At 61.4% G+C, this 15,452-nt stretch carries 13 protein-coding genes; 7 read left to right on the top strand and 6 right to left on the bottom strand.

Annotated features, from left to right (window positions below; all coding sequences use genetic code 11):
• Nucleotides 1–17 precede the first annotated feature (17 nt).
• Nucleotides 18–1,943 carry a DUF5060 domain-containing protein gene (locus PXH66_RS10390; RefSeq protein ID WP_330928167.1) on the bottom strand — a complete coding sequence of 642 codons (1,926 nt, stop codon included), beginning with the start codon at nucleotides 1,941–1,943 and terminating at the stop codon, nucleotides 18–20.
• Between the two features lie 176 nt (nucleotides 1,944–2,119).
• Here PXH66_RS10390 and PXH66_RS10385 point away from each other — a divergent pair, with 176 nt between their 5' ends.
• The 3 genes from PXH66_RS10385 to PXH66_RS10375 all read left to right on the top strand — a co-directional run bounded on the left by PXH66_RS10385 (nucleotide 2,120) and on the right by PXH66_RS10375 (nucleotide 6,454).
• Complete coding sequence (locus tag PXH66_RS10385; RefSeq protein ID WP_330928168.1) at nucleotides 2,120–2,734, top strand: polysaccharide deacetylase family protein; 615 nt, start codon at nucleotides 2,120–2,122, stop codon at nucleotides 2,732–2,734.
• Nucleotides 2,735–3,023: 289 nt separating this feature from the next.
• Nucleotides 3,024–5,006, top strand: a complete 1,983-nt coding sequence (locus PXH66_RS10380) for a carbohydrate-binding family 6 protein (protein WP_330932353.1) — start codon at nucleotides 3,024–3,026, stop codon at nucleotides 5,004–5,006.
• Nucleotides 5,007–5,164: 158 nt separating this feature from the next.
• Nucleotides 5,165–6,454, top strand: coding sequence for a mandelate racemase/muconate lactonizing enzyme family protein (locus tag PXH66_RS10375; protein WP_330928170.1), 1,290 nt, complete (start codon nucleotides 5,165–5,167; stop codon nucleotides 6,452–6,454).
• A gap of 137 nt (nucleotides 6,455–6,591) precedes the next feature.
• Here the strand turns inward: PXH66_RS10375 and PXH66_RS10370 are convergent, their stop codons facing one another.
• The 3 genes from PXH66_RS10370 to PXH66_RS10360 form a co-directional block, all read right to left on the bottom strand.
• Nucleotides 6,592–6,990 carry a SpoIIAA family protein gene (locus PXH66_RS10370; protein ID WP_330928171.1) on the bottom strand — a complete coding sequence of 133 codons (399 nt, stop codon included), beginning with the start codon at nucleotides 6,988–6,990 and terminating at the stop codon, nucleotides 6,592–6,594.
• A 217-nt stretch (nucleotides 6,991–7,207) separates the two neighbouring features.
• A complete protein-coding gene (locus PXH66_RS10365) occupies nucleotides 7,208–7,900 on the bottom strand; it encodes an SDR family NAD(P)-dependent oxidoreductase (protein WP_330928172.1) in 693 nt (230 codons plus the stop codon).
• A 52-nt stretch (nucleotides 7,901–7,952) separates the two neighbouring features.
• Nucleotides 7,953–9,131, bottom strand: a complete 1,179-nt coding sequence (locus PXH66_RS10360; protein WP_330928173.1) for an endo-1,4-beta-xylanase — start codon at nucleotides 9,129–9,131, stop codon at nucleotides 7,953–7,955.
• A 146-nt stretch (nucleotides 9,132–9,277) separates the two neighbouring features.
• Here PXH66_RS10360 and PXH66_RS10355 point away from each other — a divergent pair, with 146 nt between their 5' ends.
• Nucleotides 9,278–10,267 carry an aldo/keto reductase gene (locus tag PXH66_RS10355; RefSeq protein ID WP_330928174.1) on the top strand — a complete coding sequence of 330 codons (990 nt, stop codon included), beginning with the start codon at nucleotides 9,278–9,280 and terminating at the stop codon, nucleotides 10,265–10,267.
• 146 nt (nucleotides 10,268–10,413) lie between these two features.
• Here PXH66_RS10355 and PXH66_RS10350 read toward each other — a convergent pair whose 3' ends face one another.
• On the bottom strand, nucleotides 10,414–11,955 hold the full coding sequence (locus tag PXH66_RS10350) for a serine hydrolase domain-containing protein (RefSeq protein ID WP_330928175.1): 1,542 nt from the start codon (nucleotides 11,953–11,955) through the stop codon (nucleotides 10,414–10,416).
• Nucleotides 11,956–12,111: 156 nt separating this feature from the next.
• Here PXH66_RS10350 and PXH66_RS10345 point away from each other — a divergent pair, with 156 nt between their 5' ends.
• Nucleotides 12,112–12,807 carry a M15 family metallopeptidase gene (locus tag PXH66_RS10345; RefSeq protein WP_330928177.1) on the top strand — a complete coding sequence of 232 codons (696 nt, stop codon included), beginning with the start codon at nucleotides 12,112–12,114 and terminating at the stop codon, nucleotides 12,805–12,807.
• A gap of 182 nt (nucleotides 12,808–12,989) precedes the next feature.
• Nucleotides 12,990–13,826, top strand: coding sequence for a 2-keto-4-pentenoate hydratase (locus PXH66_RS10340; RefSeq protein ID WP_330928178.1), 837 nt, complete (start codon nucleotides 12,990–12,992; stop codon nucleotides 13,824–13,826).
• Nucleotides 13,827–13,832: 6 nt separating this feature from the next.
• Here PXH66_RS10340 and PXH66_RS10335 read toward each other — a convergent pair whose 3' ends face one another.
• Entirely contained in the window at nucleotides 13,833–14,786 is a 954-nt protein-coding gene (locus PXH66_RS10335) for a TIM barrel protein (RefSeq protein ID WP_330928179.1), read from the bottom strand.
• 195 nt (nucleotides 14,787–14,981) lie between these two features.
• On the opposite strand from PXH66_RS10335, the gene PXH66_RS10330 reads away from it, so the two are divergent.
• Nucleotides 14,982–15,320, top strand: a complete 339-nt coding sequence (locus PXH66_RS10330; protein WP_330928180.1) for a type II secretion system protein — start codon at nucleotides 14,982–14,984, stop codon at nucleotides 15,318–15,320.
• Nucleotides 15,321–15,452: the final 132 nt, after the last annotated feature.

Genomic DNA, 15,452 nt, shown 5'->3' with positions numbered 1-15,452 from the left:
AGGGGTAAACGCGGATGTTATGAGCGGGGGGACAATTGGGCAGCCCAATCGACGGTGGTTTCGCGAGACTGGCCGCCGGCGGGGAAGTCAGGGGAAGCCAGGTGACCGTCCGCATCGCTGCGCAGGTGAATGGGCTGACCCCATTCGCCCGTGCGCGGATTAAACCACCGCCATTGGAAATTTTGAGCCGACCGCAGGCCGTGCAAAGTGGTGCCGACGGCCCCCATTTCAAAATAGAGCAGGGCGGCATCGCCCGCAGGGGCGCGCATCATGAACGACCACCCGTCGAGCCCGTCATCAATACTGTGGGGCGATTTCCGGGGATGGAGATCATCCGAGGCGGGGATGAGTTCGGTGTAGGCGGTGTCGCCCGCCGACAGCACAAAGTCGCGCAGGTGCTGCATTTGCCCGCCGGAACGGTAGCGCAATGCGGTCCAGATGTGAGGGCGCCAGCCGGCGGGTTCGCCGGTCGACGTAACATCGTATGCCGCCGTGCCGTAGACATGGCCCGCGAGGCCACCGGAAAGCACGGAGCCATACATTTGGGCGCGGGCGAAGTAGTCGTCGCGGGGAGAGCCGGGATCGGGTGTCTCACCGCCGGGCCGGTTGATGTCATGATTCCAGCCCGCGTAGTAGGGCTCGAGGTTGGCCACGGGATAGGGATTGGGCAGGTGGAAACTTTCCTCGATGAAATCGTAGATCGCATGGTTGCGCGGCTTGTTGCCGACGGTGTGCATGGTGAGCCACGGGCAGTCGTCGCCGTGGCCGAAGCGGCGGTAGGTCGTGCTGTCGATCAACGTCGTGTAGGGTTGGCCGAAGGGCATGGGACCATACTTGGCGTGGTGGTAGGTCAGGGCCTCGTTGAACTCCTGTTCGGTGAGGCTGTAGTTTTCCGGAATCCAATCGAGGTGAATGCCGCTGAACACCATGTTGTAGGCACCGTAACGAGAAATCAGATACTGAACGAAGCGGGCGTAGGATTCGTTGAAGTCGAAATACGCCTTCCAGGCCGGAGCGTTGTCCCGGCGGATGGTTTCGAGAAACGGCACGAAACCCTCGTCCGAGAGATGGGCCATCTTACGGTCGAGACTACGGAAGTAGGCCGGGACGATGCGATCGAAGTCCGCCAGGCCATCGCGATCGTCGAACACCTCAAACGGGCGATTGCCGAGTTCGTCGTGCATGTCCTTGCCCGTGGTGATGGCGCCGTCGGCCGTAGTGATCTCACCGCGGGCGGCCCAGTGGCCGAATTTTTCCCACGCATTGCGAAGGTAGACGCCGTCGGCGTTGGCGTAGGTGGCACCGCGATGATCGGCGGCCCAGTTGGGGAAAGCGGCGATGAGGCTCACGGAGTTGAAACCCTGCCGTTTGCGCCAGGCTACGGCCTCCTCGAAGGAGATGCCGGGGCCGGGCACGTAGTCGGCGGCGGCGGGCCGTCCGGTCACGGGCAGTCGCCAGGTGGCTCCCGCGAGCCAGGTGTCGCCGAGCCAAAAGAACGGCGCACCGTCGGCGTATTGCAGGGCGCGGCCGTTGGGCGTGGCGCGGACAAAGCCGCGGCGGTTGGGATTCTCGGCCAGTTCGGCGTCGGTCCAGGCGACGGCGCGGAGGCTGCCCTGGCCGGAGTTGAGCCCGTTGTCGTCGGCTTGATTGGAGCCGGTGGTCCAAGTCCACTCGCCGACCGTCGGGGCGACAAAACGCACGCGGAAGGTTTGGCCGCCGTCCCAAAAGCCATAAACCCGTTTGGCAAAGCCGGGACCCTCCAGGTCAATCCAGCACGTGACGTCCGCGTAAGGATTGGCGTAATCGCCGGAGGCTTGCAGTTGGATTTCCTGTAACTCCCAGACGTGGACCTCGCCGGATTGGAGCACGGCGCGGGTGAGGGGGGTGAACAGGGTGAGACTCAACAGAACGCCGAACAGTCGGCGGAGGGAACGAGAGGGCATCGAACACGGTTAGCGCACCGGAGAAACGCTCGCAAGTGGTCACGTTGGTGAACGATTTACCGGACGTCGTTTGACGCGGGTTGAAGAGCACCCGAATAGTGAAGGTCATGCGTTTCCCTTTCCGACGGTGGAGCTCGGTTTCCGGGCTTTTTCTTTCGCTTATTTTTACTTTCACCATGGCCGCTGAATCCGCTCCCAAGAAAGTCGCGCTATTATTTGATGACGGCCCGATACCGGCCCAAGCGGCGGCGTTTCGGACGTTGTTTGCGGCGGAGAACGTGCGGGTGACCTGGGCTTACGAGGCCAAGGAAGTGGCGGCGCACCCCGAGATCGCCCGCGCGGCGCTGGCGGCGGGTCATGAAGTGGCCAATCATTCCTATGCCCACCTGCATCCGCAACAAATCGACGATGCGGCCTTGCGCCATGAGATCGTCGACGCCCAGAAGGTGTTGACGGCGGAATTGGGCGTCGCTCCGCGGTGGTATTGGAAACCCTTCACGGAAGCGGATCCGCGTCAGGGCGCGCTGTGGGCGGAGGCGGGCATTCGCGACTTTGATATGTCTCCGCAAGTGTGGTCGCACGACTGGAACACCGCGGTCGATGCCGAGGCCATCTACCGCAACGCCACCACGAACGTGGGGGATGGTTCGCTGATCATTTTCCACGAATGGCGGGCCGAGACGCTGGCCCAAATGCCGGCGATCCTGGCGGAGTTGAAACGTCAGGGCTGTGAATTTGTGACGATCAGCGAATTGGCGGCTTATCTGGAATCCAAAGCGGCTCAAAAATGAGTCGTGCTGACGTGGTCAACGATTCGGCGGACTCGGGTTGACCGGTGGGGATGCTTCCACGTTGGTAGCGGGTATGCGTTTACCCCTGCGCTTTGCGGTCTTTTGGTTGAGTTGTTTTCTGTCCCATTCTCTGGGCGCGGAAACGGTATGGCTGGCAGTTGAAAACGGTTTCGCCCCCATTGAGTTTGGGGCTCAAGATGTCACCTCGGCGCTGGAAGCGAGAGGCCATGAGGTCCAGCGAGTGCAGCCGGGGTTTAGTCCCACGGAGACGGGGGGCGTGTTGGTGAATTTGTCTACGTTCTCCGGACGCTTCTTGGAACCTGAGGCGTTCGAACTGACCGCGCGCAATGCGGGAGGGCGGTCTAACATCGTGGTGGGCGCAGGCGACGCCGCGGGGCTGATGTATGGCGGCTTGGAGTTGGCGGAGCAGATTCGGCTCTATGATTTGGACGGCGTTAAGCCCACCTCCCAGAAGGCGCACGTGGCGATGCGGGGTGTGAAGTTTAACATCCCGCTCGATGTGCGCACGCCGAGTTATTCGGACATGAGCGACGCGGCGCAGGAGAACATTGCGACGGTGTGGGACTGGGATTTCTGGACCGAGTATCTGGATACGTTGGCCCGGTATCGGTTCAACTACGTGTCGCTCTGGAGTCTGCATCCGTTTCCGTCGTTGGTGAAAGTGCCGGGTTACGAAGACATCGCCCTCGACGACGTGCAGCGCTCGACGGTGACGTGGGCGGAGGATTATCCGACGATTGCGACCGGCTACGATGCGCCGGAGATTTTGGAGAATGTCGAGGTGGTCAAACGGATCACGATCGACGAGAAGATCGATTTCTGGCGTCGGGTCATGCGCTACGCGAAGGACCGCAATATCGATTTTTATGTGATCACGTGGAACGTGTTCACCTACGGCACGGACGGGAAATACGGCATCACCGATGCGATGGATAATCCCGTCACGGTCGACTACTTCCGGAAGAGTGTGAAACAGCTGTTGCTGACGTATCCGCTGTTGCGCGGAGTCGGTCTGACGACGGGTGAGAATATGCGGGACGTCGGTTTTCAGGAGAAGGAAGACTGGGCCTTTGCGACCTACGGGCAGGGCGTGCTCGATGCCGTCGCCGAGCAACCCGGTCGGCAGATCCGGTTCATCCACCGTCAGCACCAAACCAAGGCGCAGGATATTGCCGCGACGTTTGCACCCTTGGTGAAGCATCCGGATGTCGATTTTATCTTCTCGTTCAAATACGCGCAGGCTCACGTCATGAGCTCGACGACGCAGACGTTTCACGAGTCGTTCGTGCCATCGCTGGGCGACGAGTTGAAGACGATTTGGACGCAGCGGAACGATGACGCCTACCTGTTGCGCTGGGGGGCACCGAATTTCTTCCGGGAATTCATCAACAACATTCCGAGCGACGTGACGCAGGGCATGTATTACGGTTCCGATCAATGGGTCTGGGGGCGCGATTGGTTGACCTTGGATCGAGGCGAGGGCGAACCGCGTGAGCTGGAGATCAAGAAGCACTGGTATCATTGGCTCACGTGGGGACGGCTTGGATACAACCCGGATCTCGGCAACGATCGCTTCGTGGCGTTGTTGGGCGAACGGTTCCCGCAAGCGAACGCGGAAGAGCTTTTCAACGCGTGGCAAAACGCCTCGATGGTCTACCCGCTCACGACCGGGTTTCACTGGGGGCAGTTCGACTTCCAATGGTATATCGAAGCCTGCCGCAGTCGACCTGGTCCGGCGCAAACCGAAAGCGGATTTCATGATGTGAATCGCTTCATTACGCTCGGGGTGCATCCGGGCACGGACAACGTCGCCATACCTGAATACGTGGCGGCGATGCAGGCGGGGGCCACGATTGACGGCACGAGCCCGTTGGACGTGGCGACGGCGCTCCATCGTCGCGCCGACGCCGCGCTGGAAGCGTTGCCGACACTCGATGAGACCCGGGGCACGAGTGTGGAGTTGGATCGCACCCTGAATGATATCCGTCTCATGGCGTATCTGGGAAAGTATTACGCGTTTAAGATTCACGGAGCGACCGAGCTGGCATTGTTCCGCGCCACGGGAGAGAGGGCGCGGCAGCAGTCGGCCGTAGCAGCGTTGACCGAGGCGCAAACCTGGTGGCTGCGTTATACGACGTTGTCCGGGGAATTGTATCGAAACCCGTTCTGGACGAACCGCGTGGGCATCGTCGATTGGGTCGAACTCAATGCCGAGGTCGCACGTGATATCCAGATCGCGCAGGACGGCTGAAGCTGAACCACTGATTTTTTAACCACGGATGGACACAGATAAACACAGATATCGTATCAGCCTGATTGGTTTTGATCGGTGTCCATTGCTTCGGCGCTTCGCCTCTCAGGTGTCGCTTCGCTCGGAAGTGGTTTCTCAAATAAATAACCCCATACCCTATGAGTGATTCACGACGTTCGTTTTTGAAAAAGGTGGCTGGTGGCGCGGCTTTGGCGGCTGCGGCCGGCGCGCCGATGGCGCGGGCCAACCATCATGAGGGCAAAGGTGGGCATGAACCGGGAAAAGGGTTTTATGGCTATCTGGGGCGCGGGCCGGATTACCGGGATTGGCAGGTCATTCCCGAGGGATTGAAGATCACCAAAATCGAGTCGTTTCTGAAGGAGCAGCTGGCGATGGTGCGAGTCACGGTCAGCGATGGTTCGACGGGCTGGGGGCAGATCGCGCCGTATGAGGCCAATGTATCGGTGCAGATGTTACATCAACGGGTGGTGCGTCGGGCCTTGGGCAAGGACTTGAGCCATATCGATGCCATCAACGATGCGGCGATCGACGAGAACATGAAGTATCCATGGTCGTTTGTATGCCGGGCGCTTGGAGGCGTGGATACGGCGATCTGGGATCTTTACGGGAAGAAGCTCAACCAACCCGTGGCGGAGCTGCTCGGCGGCAAGGTCCAGCCACTCGCGGCCTACGGCTCCAGTATGCGGCGTGACATTTCCCCGGCCGATGAAGCGGCGCGCATGGCGCGGCTGAAGGACGAGCTGAACTACCAGGCGTTCAAGATCCGGCTGGGGGTGCCGACCGGGCACAACGGCGACGCCGCCCCCGGGCGCAGTGCGGCGATTATTCCGGCGGTGCGCAAAGCGGTGGGGGATGACGTGGCTTTGTTTGCGGATGCCAACAGCTGTTACACGCCTGACGTGGCGATCAAGTATGGTCGGATGATGCAGGATCATGGTTACGCCATGTTTGAAGAGCCTTGTCCGTATTGGGAACTGGAGTGGACCAAGGAGGTGACTGATGCATTGACCATGGAGGTATCCGGGGGCGAACAGGACAACGAGATGGGGCAATGGCGACGCATGATCGACATGAGGGCAGTCGATATTGTGCAGCCCGACATCTGCTACATCGGTGGCCTGACGCGGGCTTGGCGTGTGGCCAAACTCGCCGAGGCGGCGGGCCTGGTGTGCAAGCCGCACGCCGCCAATGTTTCGATGATCACGGTGTTCACCATGCACATGCTGGCGGCGTTGCCCAATGCCGGGGAGGTGGAGTTTTCGATCGAGGACGAGTCAGGCATCACGCGCCAGGCCCGGGAGCTCTTCGACCCCGCGCTGGCGGTCGCGGATGGCAAGGCGTTGATGCCGCAGCAAGGGGCGGGCTGGGGCGTGCACATCAAGCCCCAGTGGTTGTCGCAAGCAGAGCATCGCGTCAGCGAACTCTGAAGGGGTGGAGGCGAATGCGGGTGGCGGAACGTGCGGGTTGACGCAGCGGTCCACAACCATGTTCACGCTGAAGAGCGCCTGCGAGGGCGGGCGGCCTGCGTTGTGCCGCGAGGTCCGGGAAACTGAATACGACGAAGCTATTTGGCGGCGGTTTCGAGCGACTCCGACAATGCTCCGGCCTTGGCCCAGGCGATGGCTTCTTCAAGCTGGTTGCCCGGGAAGGTCCGGAGTTCGCCGTCGATGAAGTGGGAGCCGAGTTGGATGGCCCATTTGAACCAGATCTGGGCGCCGACAACGGCCAGTCGATTGAAGTCGTGCCGATGCTTGAGTCCGAAGCGGGCGTCATCCCACATCGCCTCGAGGTCCCAGCCGTCGAATTGTTCGTCGAGATAAAGCACCACGCTGATTTTACCGTGGATGCGCATGAGGCGCTCCATCGCCGGGATGAAGTCGCGTTCGTAATCGGCGGCATTGAGAATGCCGGAGGCTTGCACGACCAGAGTGTCGTGGGCGGAAGCCGGAAGTTGGTCGATCATGACAAAAAGGGGTTGAGATTCGGAGAAGTTGATCGATGGACCACGCTGAAAAATGGGGGCTTGGGCACCCATGGGTTGCACTTCCTCACGTCGCGGTGGTCCGGGGGCTTTGGCCGAATCATAGCTGCGCTTAAAGCGCATCATTTTGATACCCGGTCGTTCTGCAGATGTCGACCGGAATAGCGAAAATCGGAGCTGCCGCGGGTGGTGACCGCGGTTACAGCAGCTGAGGTTTGCCCTGATAGTCGATGTAAGTGAATTGATCGGTGGGCCAGTCGCGCAGAGCCCAGTCGATCACGCCCGCGGCGGCGACTTCGGGGCCGATATCGGCATGCGGTCCGCCGATCTTGGAGACGAGCCAGCCGGGGTGGATGTTAACGATGCGAAACCCTTCCCGGCCGAGGTGATTGACCAGGATGGTGGTTTGCATGTTCAGCGCGGCCTTGGACATGCAGTAGCCGAGTGCCCCGACTCGCCAGGACTGACCGAGACTTCCGGCTTCGGACGAAATATTGATGATACGTCGGGTATCACTCGCCCGCAGGAGAGGCAGGAACTGCTGCACGCAGCGCAGGGGGCCGAGCGTGTTGGTTTCAAACTGCGCCTGGATCGAACCATCCTCGAGGTCGACGTCGTCGAGGACCTGGTCCTGGTCGTCGAGGTGGATGCCGGCGTTGTTCAGAAGAATGTCGAGGGCCGGGACGAGGGCGGCGGTGGCGGCTGCGGCCGCTTTGACCTGATCGAGTGAGCGCACATCGAGGGCAATCGGCGTCACGTCTCCCGCGATGTCGTGGTAGTTGGTGGTCGCGTGAAATGTGCCCGCAAAAACGCGGTAGTTTTTACGGGCGAACTGCGCGACGAGAGCGCGGCCCAGTCCGGTATCGGCACCGGTGATGAAGATGGCGGGCATGCGGGAGGTGGCGGAGTGCGGGGATGGGCGCGGGGAGGCTTGAAATGAACGCCTAATTGGCAGCGTGGGCGAGCTCGATGATGCGGCGCAAGGCGGGCTTGGGTTGGCCATCGCGATCGAAGAGCAACGGGTAGTTGGTGCGTCCGCGCGCGGGCCAGTTGTTGAGCCAGGAATCGCGATCGGTGATGCCCCAGAATGTTACGCGATCAATCTTGTCGGCGTGCTTGAGGAGGACCGCGAAAATCTTCGCGTAGCGCTGGGTGAGTTTGGCTTCTTCCTCGGGGGGCAGTCCGTCGGGGAAGGGATTGTTCTCGGGCGTGGCTTCGCGGCGCGCCAGGTCGACGTTGGCACCGTCGGCGCCGAAGAACTGATCGCGCCCGAGAAAGTCGACGTCGAGCTCGGTGAGATGCAACGGGAGGCCGGTGGACGCCAGCGTCACGATGGTTTCCTCGATCTCGGCGACGGTGGGCCGGTGCATGGACCAGTGCGCTTGAATGCCGATGCCGTCGATGCGAACGCCCTTGGCTTTGAAATCATTGACCATCTCGACGACAGCGGCGCGACGTCCGGGCGCAGTCATGCCGTAGTCGTTGTAAATGAGCTTGGTGGAGGCGGGAAGAATGGCGTCGGCCATGCGAAACGCTTGTTCCTCGAAGTCGTCGCCGATGATCTGGTTGAATTTGGTGCGGCGTTTGGAGCCGTCCGCTTCGATGGATTCGTTGACGACGTCCCAGAGGTCGACGCGGTCGCCCCAACGGTCGGCATAAAGCTGCACCCGTTCGCGCATGCGGGCGAGGAGGGCGTCGCGGGTGAGCGGCTGGCCCGCCGAGTCCTCGTAGACCCAGTCGGGCGTCTGGCTGTGCCAGAACAGGCAGTGGCCGATGGTGTAGAGGTCGTGCGCATCGGCGTAGTCGACAAAGGCGTCGGCCGACTCCCAGCGGTATTCGCCCGGTTGGGGATTGATCACGCCCCATTTTTGCGCGTTGCCGGCGGTGAGGGTATCGAAATGTGCGTTCACGATTTGCCAGACGGGTAACGACGTGTCGCGCAGATACCAGCCGTTCGTCGTCGCCCCGATGCGGAATTTTCCCGCCAAAGCCGAACGCAGCGTGGCGGGAGACGTTGCGGTCGTGTCCACGGGAGTGGTCGTGCTCAAGCAACCGCTGAGAGCGGTCAACGTGGCAAGCGTGGCGGTGGCGATGGGGAGTAAAAACGAGCAGGAGCGCCTCATGAGAATCAGTGTCCGTCCGATGAGGGGCGGCCTCAAGTCATTGCCGCGATTTGCGTTAACGTTGCCCGGGCGGCGCGCTGAACGGACAGCACGTCTGGACGTAAAAGCCCATGACAGTCACAGGGTTTCGTGACGAAGGTTAGGCGATGGAATATCGGAAACTAGGCCGGACGAACTTGAGTGTGGCGGAGCTTTGTCTCGGCTCCATGCAGTTCGGTTGGACAGCCAACGAAGACGCCTCGTTCGCGGTGATGGATGCCTACGTCGCGGCCGGCGGCAACTTCATCGACACCGCGGATGTCTATACCTGGTGGGGGGAAAAGGGGACGGCTGGATTGGGCGAGTCCGAAGAAATCATTGGACGTTGGCTGCAGGCGCGTGGCGGTCGGGATTCGATGGTCATCGCGACCAAACTGGGTGGGCCGATGCATGATGGACCGGACGACAAAGGCCTGTCGCGGGAACGCGTCATCAAATGTTGCGAGGCTTCTTTGCGTCGCCTGCAAGTCGACCACATCGATCTCTACCAATGTCACTGGACCGACCTGAGCACGCCGATCGAAGAAACGCTCGCGGCTATGGGCGAATTGGTGAAGGCGGGCAAAGTGCGTCACGTGGGGGCCTCGAATTACCCGGCGTGGCGTCTCGCGGAGGCGCTTTGGCAGGCGGACAAACTCGGGCTGCCGCGTTTTGAAACCTACCAGCCGCAGTATTCGCTCATGGAGACGGGACTCTTCGAATTGGAGCCCATGGCGCTGTGCAAGCATCACGAGTTGGGCGTCATTCCGTATTCACCGCTGGCCTGCGGCTTTCTCACCGGCAAATACCGACGCGACGGCGCGGCTCCCAGCGCGCGTTCGCATGAAGTGGTGAAAAACTACGCCCACGAACGGGGCTACGCCATCATCGATGCACTGGAGGAAATCGGGGCCGGCCACGGCAAGTCCATCGCCGCGACGGCAATTGCGTGGTTACTCTCCAATCCCGTGGTGACGAGCCCGATCATCGGTGCCAATTCCGTCGCGCAATTGGATACGTTGTTGGAGGCCGTGGGCTATCGATTGAGCGCGGAAGAAATGTCGCGGCTCAACAGCATGACGACCTGTTACCGCAACCACCGTTTAATCTGGGATTGAGGCAGTTCACGTCGGGCGCGCAACCGGGTGTCCAGGTCGCCAGGTGACGGAATCGCCCGCAAGCTCGCTCCTACCGGTGAGGCAGTGGCGGCGGGTGGGGTAGGAGCGTGTTTACGCGCGATTGCTTCAGCGCGATCGCAGCGAGCTCAGTTCGCCGCCGTCGCGGTCACGGCTGCGAAGGGCGCCCCGTTTTGGAGCGGGAACACGATGGGCGTGACCGTCATGGTGCCGTCGGTCTCGTAACGCAGTGGCAACTCGGGCGTGTAGGTGGTTTCCGGCAGGCTGAAGCGCACGGTGAAGGTGTGGTCGTTGGTCCAGGCCCCAGCGGCTCCGACCGTTTGATCGTCGTTGGGCATGGGGCGATTTTCGATGGTCTGGAACGCAGCGGTGTGGCCGGTGACCCACGTGCCGTAGCCTACTTTGATTTCATGAGTTGAGCCATCGACGTCGGCGGTGAAGGTCGCGTGGTCGTCACCGTAGTGCATCGTGATGGCGGTGAAACGGGATTCGTTGGTGGGCACGGTGAAGCGTTGATCGCTCACCTCGGCCGCAAGGGGGGAGGTGGCGCGACCCGCGGGCAGGTGGAACGTGAGTCCGGTCAGGCGGGTGGCGAGGGTTTCCGCAGCGGCGGGGTTGGCCGGGAGGGGGACCGGGGCCAACCCCGGCAGGATGTGTTGCCAAACCTTTTTCATTACTCCGCCCATGTCGTTGGTGCCGCTGGTGATCGCGATGACCGCATCGTATTGCGGCATGACGATACAGAACTGGCCGAACCGACCGTCACCCCGATAAAAGCCGGGGACGCAGCGCCAAAACTGATAACCGTAGCCTTGGTCCCAGTCTCCGTCGGGAGCACTGCCATTGGAGGTTTGTTTGCTGGTGGCGGCCGCGATGTAATCGGCCTCGAGGAGGCGGCGTCCGTTCCATTCTCCGTTTTGCAGATAGAGCTGGCCGAACTTGGCAATGTCCTCGGTCTTCGCCCGCATGCCGAAACCGCCGAGTGCCACTCCCTCTTTGCTTTCGTCCCAATGCGGCGTTTCGATGCCCAGAGGCTCAAACAGTCGGGGAGAGAGATAGTCGATGAGGCCTTGTCCCGTGAGTTTTTCTACCGCCGCGGCCAACGTGTAGGTGGCGGGAGTGTTGTAGAGAAAATGGGTGCCGGGTTTGTGGGCAACGGGCAGCCGCAGGAAATCCTGCACGAGCGTGCTGTCATCATGGCCGGCCCATGTGAAGTCACTCAGGTCCTCGGCATGATGGCCGGTGTTCATCGCGAGTAGATCGCGCACCCGCATGTTGCGCAGATGGGTCGAAACCTCGGCCGGAGCGAACTCGGGGAAAATGTCGACGATGCGGTCATTCAGCGACAAGTGCCCCTCGGCGATGGCCAGGCCCACGGCGGTCGACGTGAAGCTCTTCGAGAGGGAGAAAAACATGTGTTGGGCGTCGGGATGGTGGGGCGTCCACCAACCCTCGGCAACCACCTGACCGTGCCGGACCAGCATGAAGCTGTGCAGGGCGTCGATGTTGGCGTCGACATCGTTGATGAAGTTGAGAACCGCCGTGGAAGAGACGCCGGCGGCTTCCGGAGCGCTGCGCGGTAGGGCATCGTCGGCGAGCGCAAAGGGAGCGATGAAGCCCAGCAGGGCGAGGAGGGCGGTCGATTGACGAAGACGGGAGAACAGGGGCATGAGGAAAACGTTGGGGGTTGGCACCATGGAGTGACAATCGGCGGTGCGGGGCGAGATTGGCCAAGGCTGATCGTTCACTCTGTCCGTCGTGGCGTTGCACGGAAGCAAATGGTCATTTACCTGTCCTCGTGCGGCGGACGAACCGCGATTTCGGTTATGCGTATCCTTCGACTTACCATTGGACTCCTGCTTGCGGGCGAGCTGTGGCCGCTGCGCGCGGCGGAGGCGGATCCTCTGCCAGCGGGCTTTGTCCATGTCGACCAAGTCGCCCCGGGCGTGCAGCAGGATCTCCGCTACGCGACGTCCGCGAATTTCGTGGGCGTGCCGATTGATGGTTATGAAAGCGGACGGGCGATACTCACCCGGGAGGCAGCCACCGCGCTACGCGCCGTGCAGACCGATTTGGCCGGGGAGGGATTCGCGCTCAAAATTTTCGATGCCTATCGCCCGCAACGGGCGGTGCATCACTTTGTGCGTTGGGCGCGGGATCGATCGGACGTGGCGACGCAGTCCGAGTATTATCCGGGCGTCGCGAAACCCCGCCTGTTTGCGGAAGGTTACCTGGCGCTCGAATCCGGTCACTCGCGCGGCAGCACGTTGGATGTGACCCTGATGAAGCGCGGCGGAAATGGCGCGTGGGTCGAAGTCGACATGGGCACGCCGTTTGATTTTTTCGGTCCGGAGTCTGCCCCCTGCTCGGATGCCGTGACCGCCGAGCAAAAAGCGAACCGGAGTCGATTGCGCGCGGTTATGGCCCAGCACGGATTCGAGCCTTACGATCGCGAATGGTGGCACTTTACCCTGCGCGCCGAGCCGTTTGCCGAGACCTATTTTGATTTCCTGGTGCAATGACGCTCTTACCCGCATTTTCCAACCATCGATGGACACCCGTGGCTTGGCCCACCGGCTACGCGCTGAAACCATTTCGGTTGCAGCCACTCCGGTATAAAAATCCGAATCAGGGTTTATCTGTATCCATTGGTGGATAAAAATCTGTTGCTCGCAATTTCTCCCGCCCACGCCCCCCCCCTGCCATGAAACTACCCCGCTTTCTCCTCACCGTCGTTGTATGGACGATCAGCGTAACCTCCGCCTCCGCTCAGAATTTCGATGAGTGGGCCGATCAGATTGTAACTGCGATTCAGCGTAAGCAGGCGTTCCCCGCCATTGCGGCCGAAAATCGCGCGGCGACCGAAATGTTGGGCTATCGCGTGCAAAAGGCCGTGGTGAAGAAATTGGTCGACGCCGGCGACGAGGTGGTTGGTCACAAAGCGGGTCTCACTTCAGTCGGAGCCCAATCGCGTTTCGGTCTGCTCGAACCCGTGGCGGGCGAACTGCTGAAATCGCACATCAAAAATACTGCGACGTTTGTCAGCCTGCGTCAGTTCAAGGGGCTGGTCATTGAGATGGAGGTGGGGTTTGAACTCAAACTGACCATCCGGGACGAACCCACGGATGTGGAAGATCTGAAACGTTACGTGCGGCAGGTGGTTCCGATCGTGGAGTTGCCGAACATCTATTTTGCGCCCGAAGGTCAAATGACGGGCGTCGATATTATCGCGAGCAATGTGGCGGCGGCCACGGTGGTCAAAGGACGACCCAAGCCCTTGTCGCTGGTGAATCTGGATCGGTTGGACGTAACGCTTTCGCGGAACAACGAAGTCGTTTCCGAGGGCAAGGGAACCGACGCCATGGGGGACCAGTGGGAAGCCTTGCTGTGGCTGGTGCGGCAGCGCTTGCGGGAGGGATTCGAAGTGAATCGCAACGACCTGCTGATCACGGGCGCCCTGGGCACCGTGATCCCGGGTGAAGCCGGTCGCTACGTGGCCGATTTCGGCAAACTGGGTCGGGTGACGTTTTCCCTGCGGTAACGCGACTCAGCCTGAGCGGCGGGCGGCCGCGTCGAGTTTTCGCACGCGTTGCAAGTCCCGCTGCATGGCGGCGTAAACCACCGCCGGTTCCACGGTCAATTGCCGGTGCCCGTGATCGGCGCCCCCGAGATCGTATTCCAGGTGGAGGCTCGCGGGCACGTCGATGGCGTGAGTTTGGAGCAGTTTGAAATACGCCGGCCAATCGACCCAGCCCTCGCCGACCGGCGTGTAAACGGCCGTGCCTCTGCCGGTGGCGGGATCCTCGATCCACTTGGAATCCTTGAGGGCAAGCGAAGCGATCTTGGGCGCCGCCAGACGGTATTCATTAATCCATGACAGACCGCGCTCGGCCGTGACGTGGCGGATGTCGAACTGGAGTCCGATTTGCGTCGGGTCGATGTCCTCCAGAACCTGCCACAGCTCCCAGATCGAGGCGCCGACGTAGCGGGCGCCCGCGTGATTTTGGAACGCGCCCTGCAGTCCGCGCCGTTGCAACGCCGTGGCCAGCTCGCGCACCACCGGTCGGAGCGAGGTGAGGGTGGCGGGCAGCGACTCCTCGTCCGAAAATTGATGATACCCGAGACGCAGATGAGTGAACCCGGCATCGGCGATGGCTCCCAATACGGTATCACTGAGCGGGTCGGCCATCGTGTTGATACCCGTCGTGCACATGACGGGCTCAAGCCCGGCGCGGCGCAGCGCCGCTGCGGCCCGAGGCAAGGCGCTTTTTACTTCGGCGGGTTCCACGTGGCCCCGCGGCCGCACGGTCAGGTCGACGCCATCGAAGCCCAGTTCGGCGGCTTTCGCCGCCATGGCGGCGTAGTCGAGAAACTGCAGGTGCTTGGAAAATAGGTGCACGCGCAACGCTGACACGGAAGGCGGGGCGGCGCGGGTGAATCGGGGGAAGGCGGCGACCGCGCCCAAGGCGGCGGTGGTTTGCATGAAGTCGCGACGAGTCATGGGGAGGGGAGGGGGAGAATCGATCGATTGCGGCGGTCAGGCGAGCTGAGCCGAAACCATCGTGGGGACGCGCGGCAGCGTTTCAACTGTAAGGGAGCCTGAGGTAAGCTCCCTAAAATTCACACTTCATTGATAGGGTTAAAGATTGGAAAATGAAAAGGATTGGCAAATATCCAGCTCAGAACTCGTGCCGTTATGCGCTTGATTTGCCCCCACTCCTTCGCCTCTCCACGTCGCCGCGGATTCACCCTGGTCGAGATCATGATCGTGGTGGTGATCATTGGTCTGTTGGCGGCGATCGCGATTCCGGCATTTTCCCACATGCGACTCAAATCACGCGCCACGACCTTCGCGAATGATCTGCGCATTGGTAAGGACGCGTTTGAGATTTATGCGACGGAGAATGGGGGCTGGCCGCCCGATGGTGCGGCGGGCATGCCGGGGGAGATGGCCGGTTATCTGGATCTCGGTAATTGGACCGGCAGCACCCCGTTGGGAGGCAACTGGGACTGGGATCGTGATCAGTTCGGTTAGCGGGCTGGTCTTTCCATTTATCAGCCCACGGCGGATGTGGCGACCATGACGGCGGTGGACGCGCAGATCGATGACGGCGACCTGGCGGCGGGGATTTTCCGCGCTCGAGATCAGGGCTATATCTTGGTGCTG

The sequence above is a fragment of the Synoicihabitans lomoniglobus genome (assembly GCF_029023725.1).
In the GTDB taxonomy this organism is placed as follows: domain Bacteria; phylum Verrucomicrobiota; class Verrucomicrobiia; order Opitutales; family Opitutaceae; genus Actomonas; species Actomonas lomonigloba.
The sequence above is the reverse complement of the archived record's forward strand: the minus strand, read 5'-3'. Positions and strand labels throughout refer to the sequence as shown.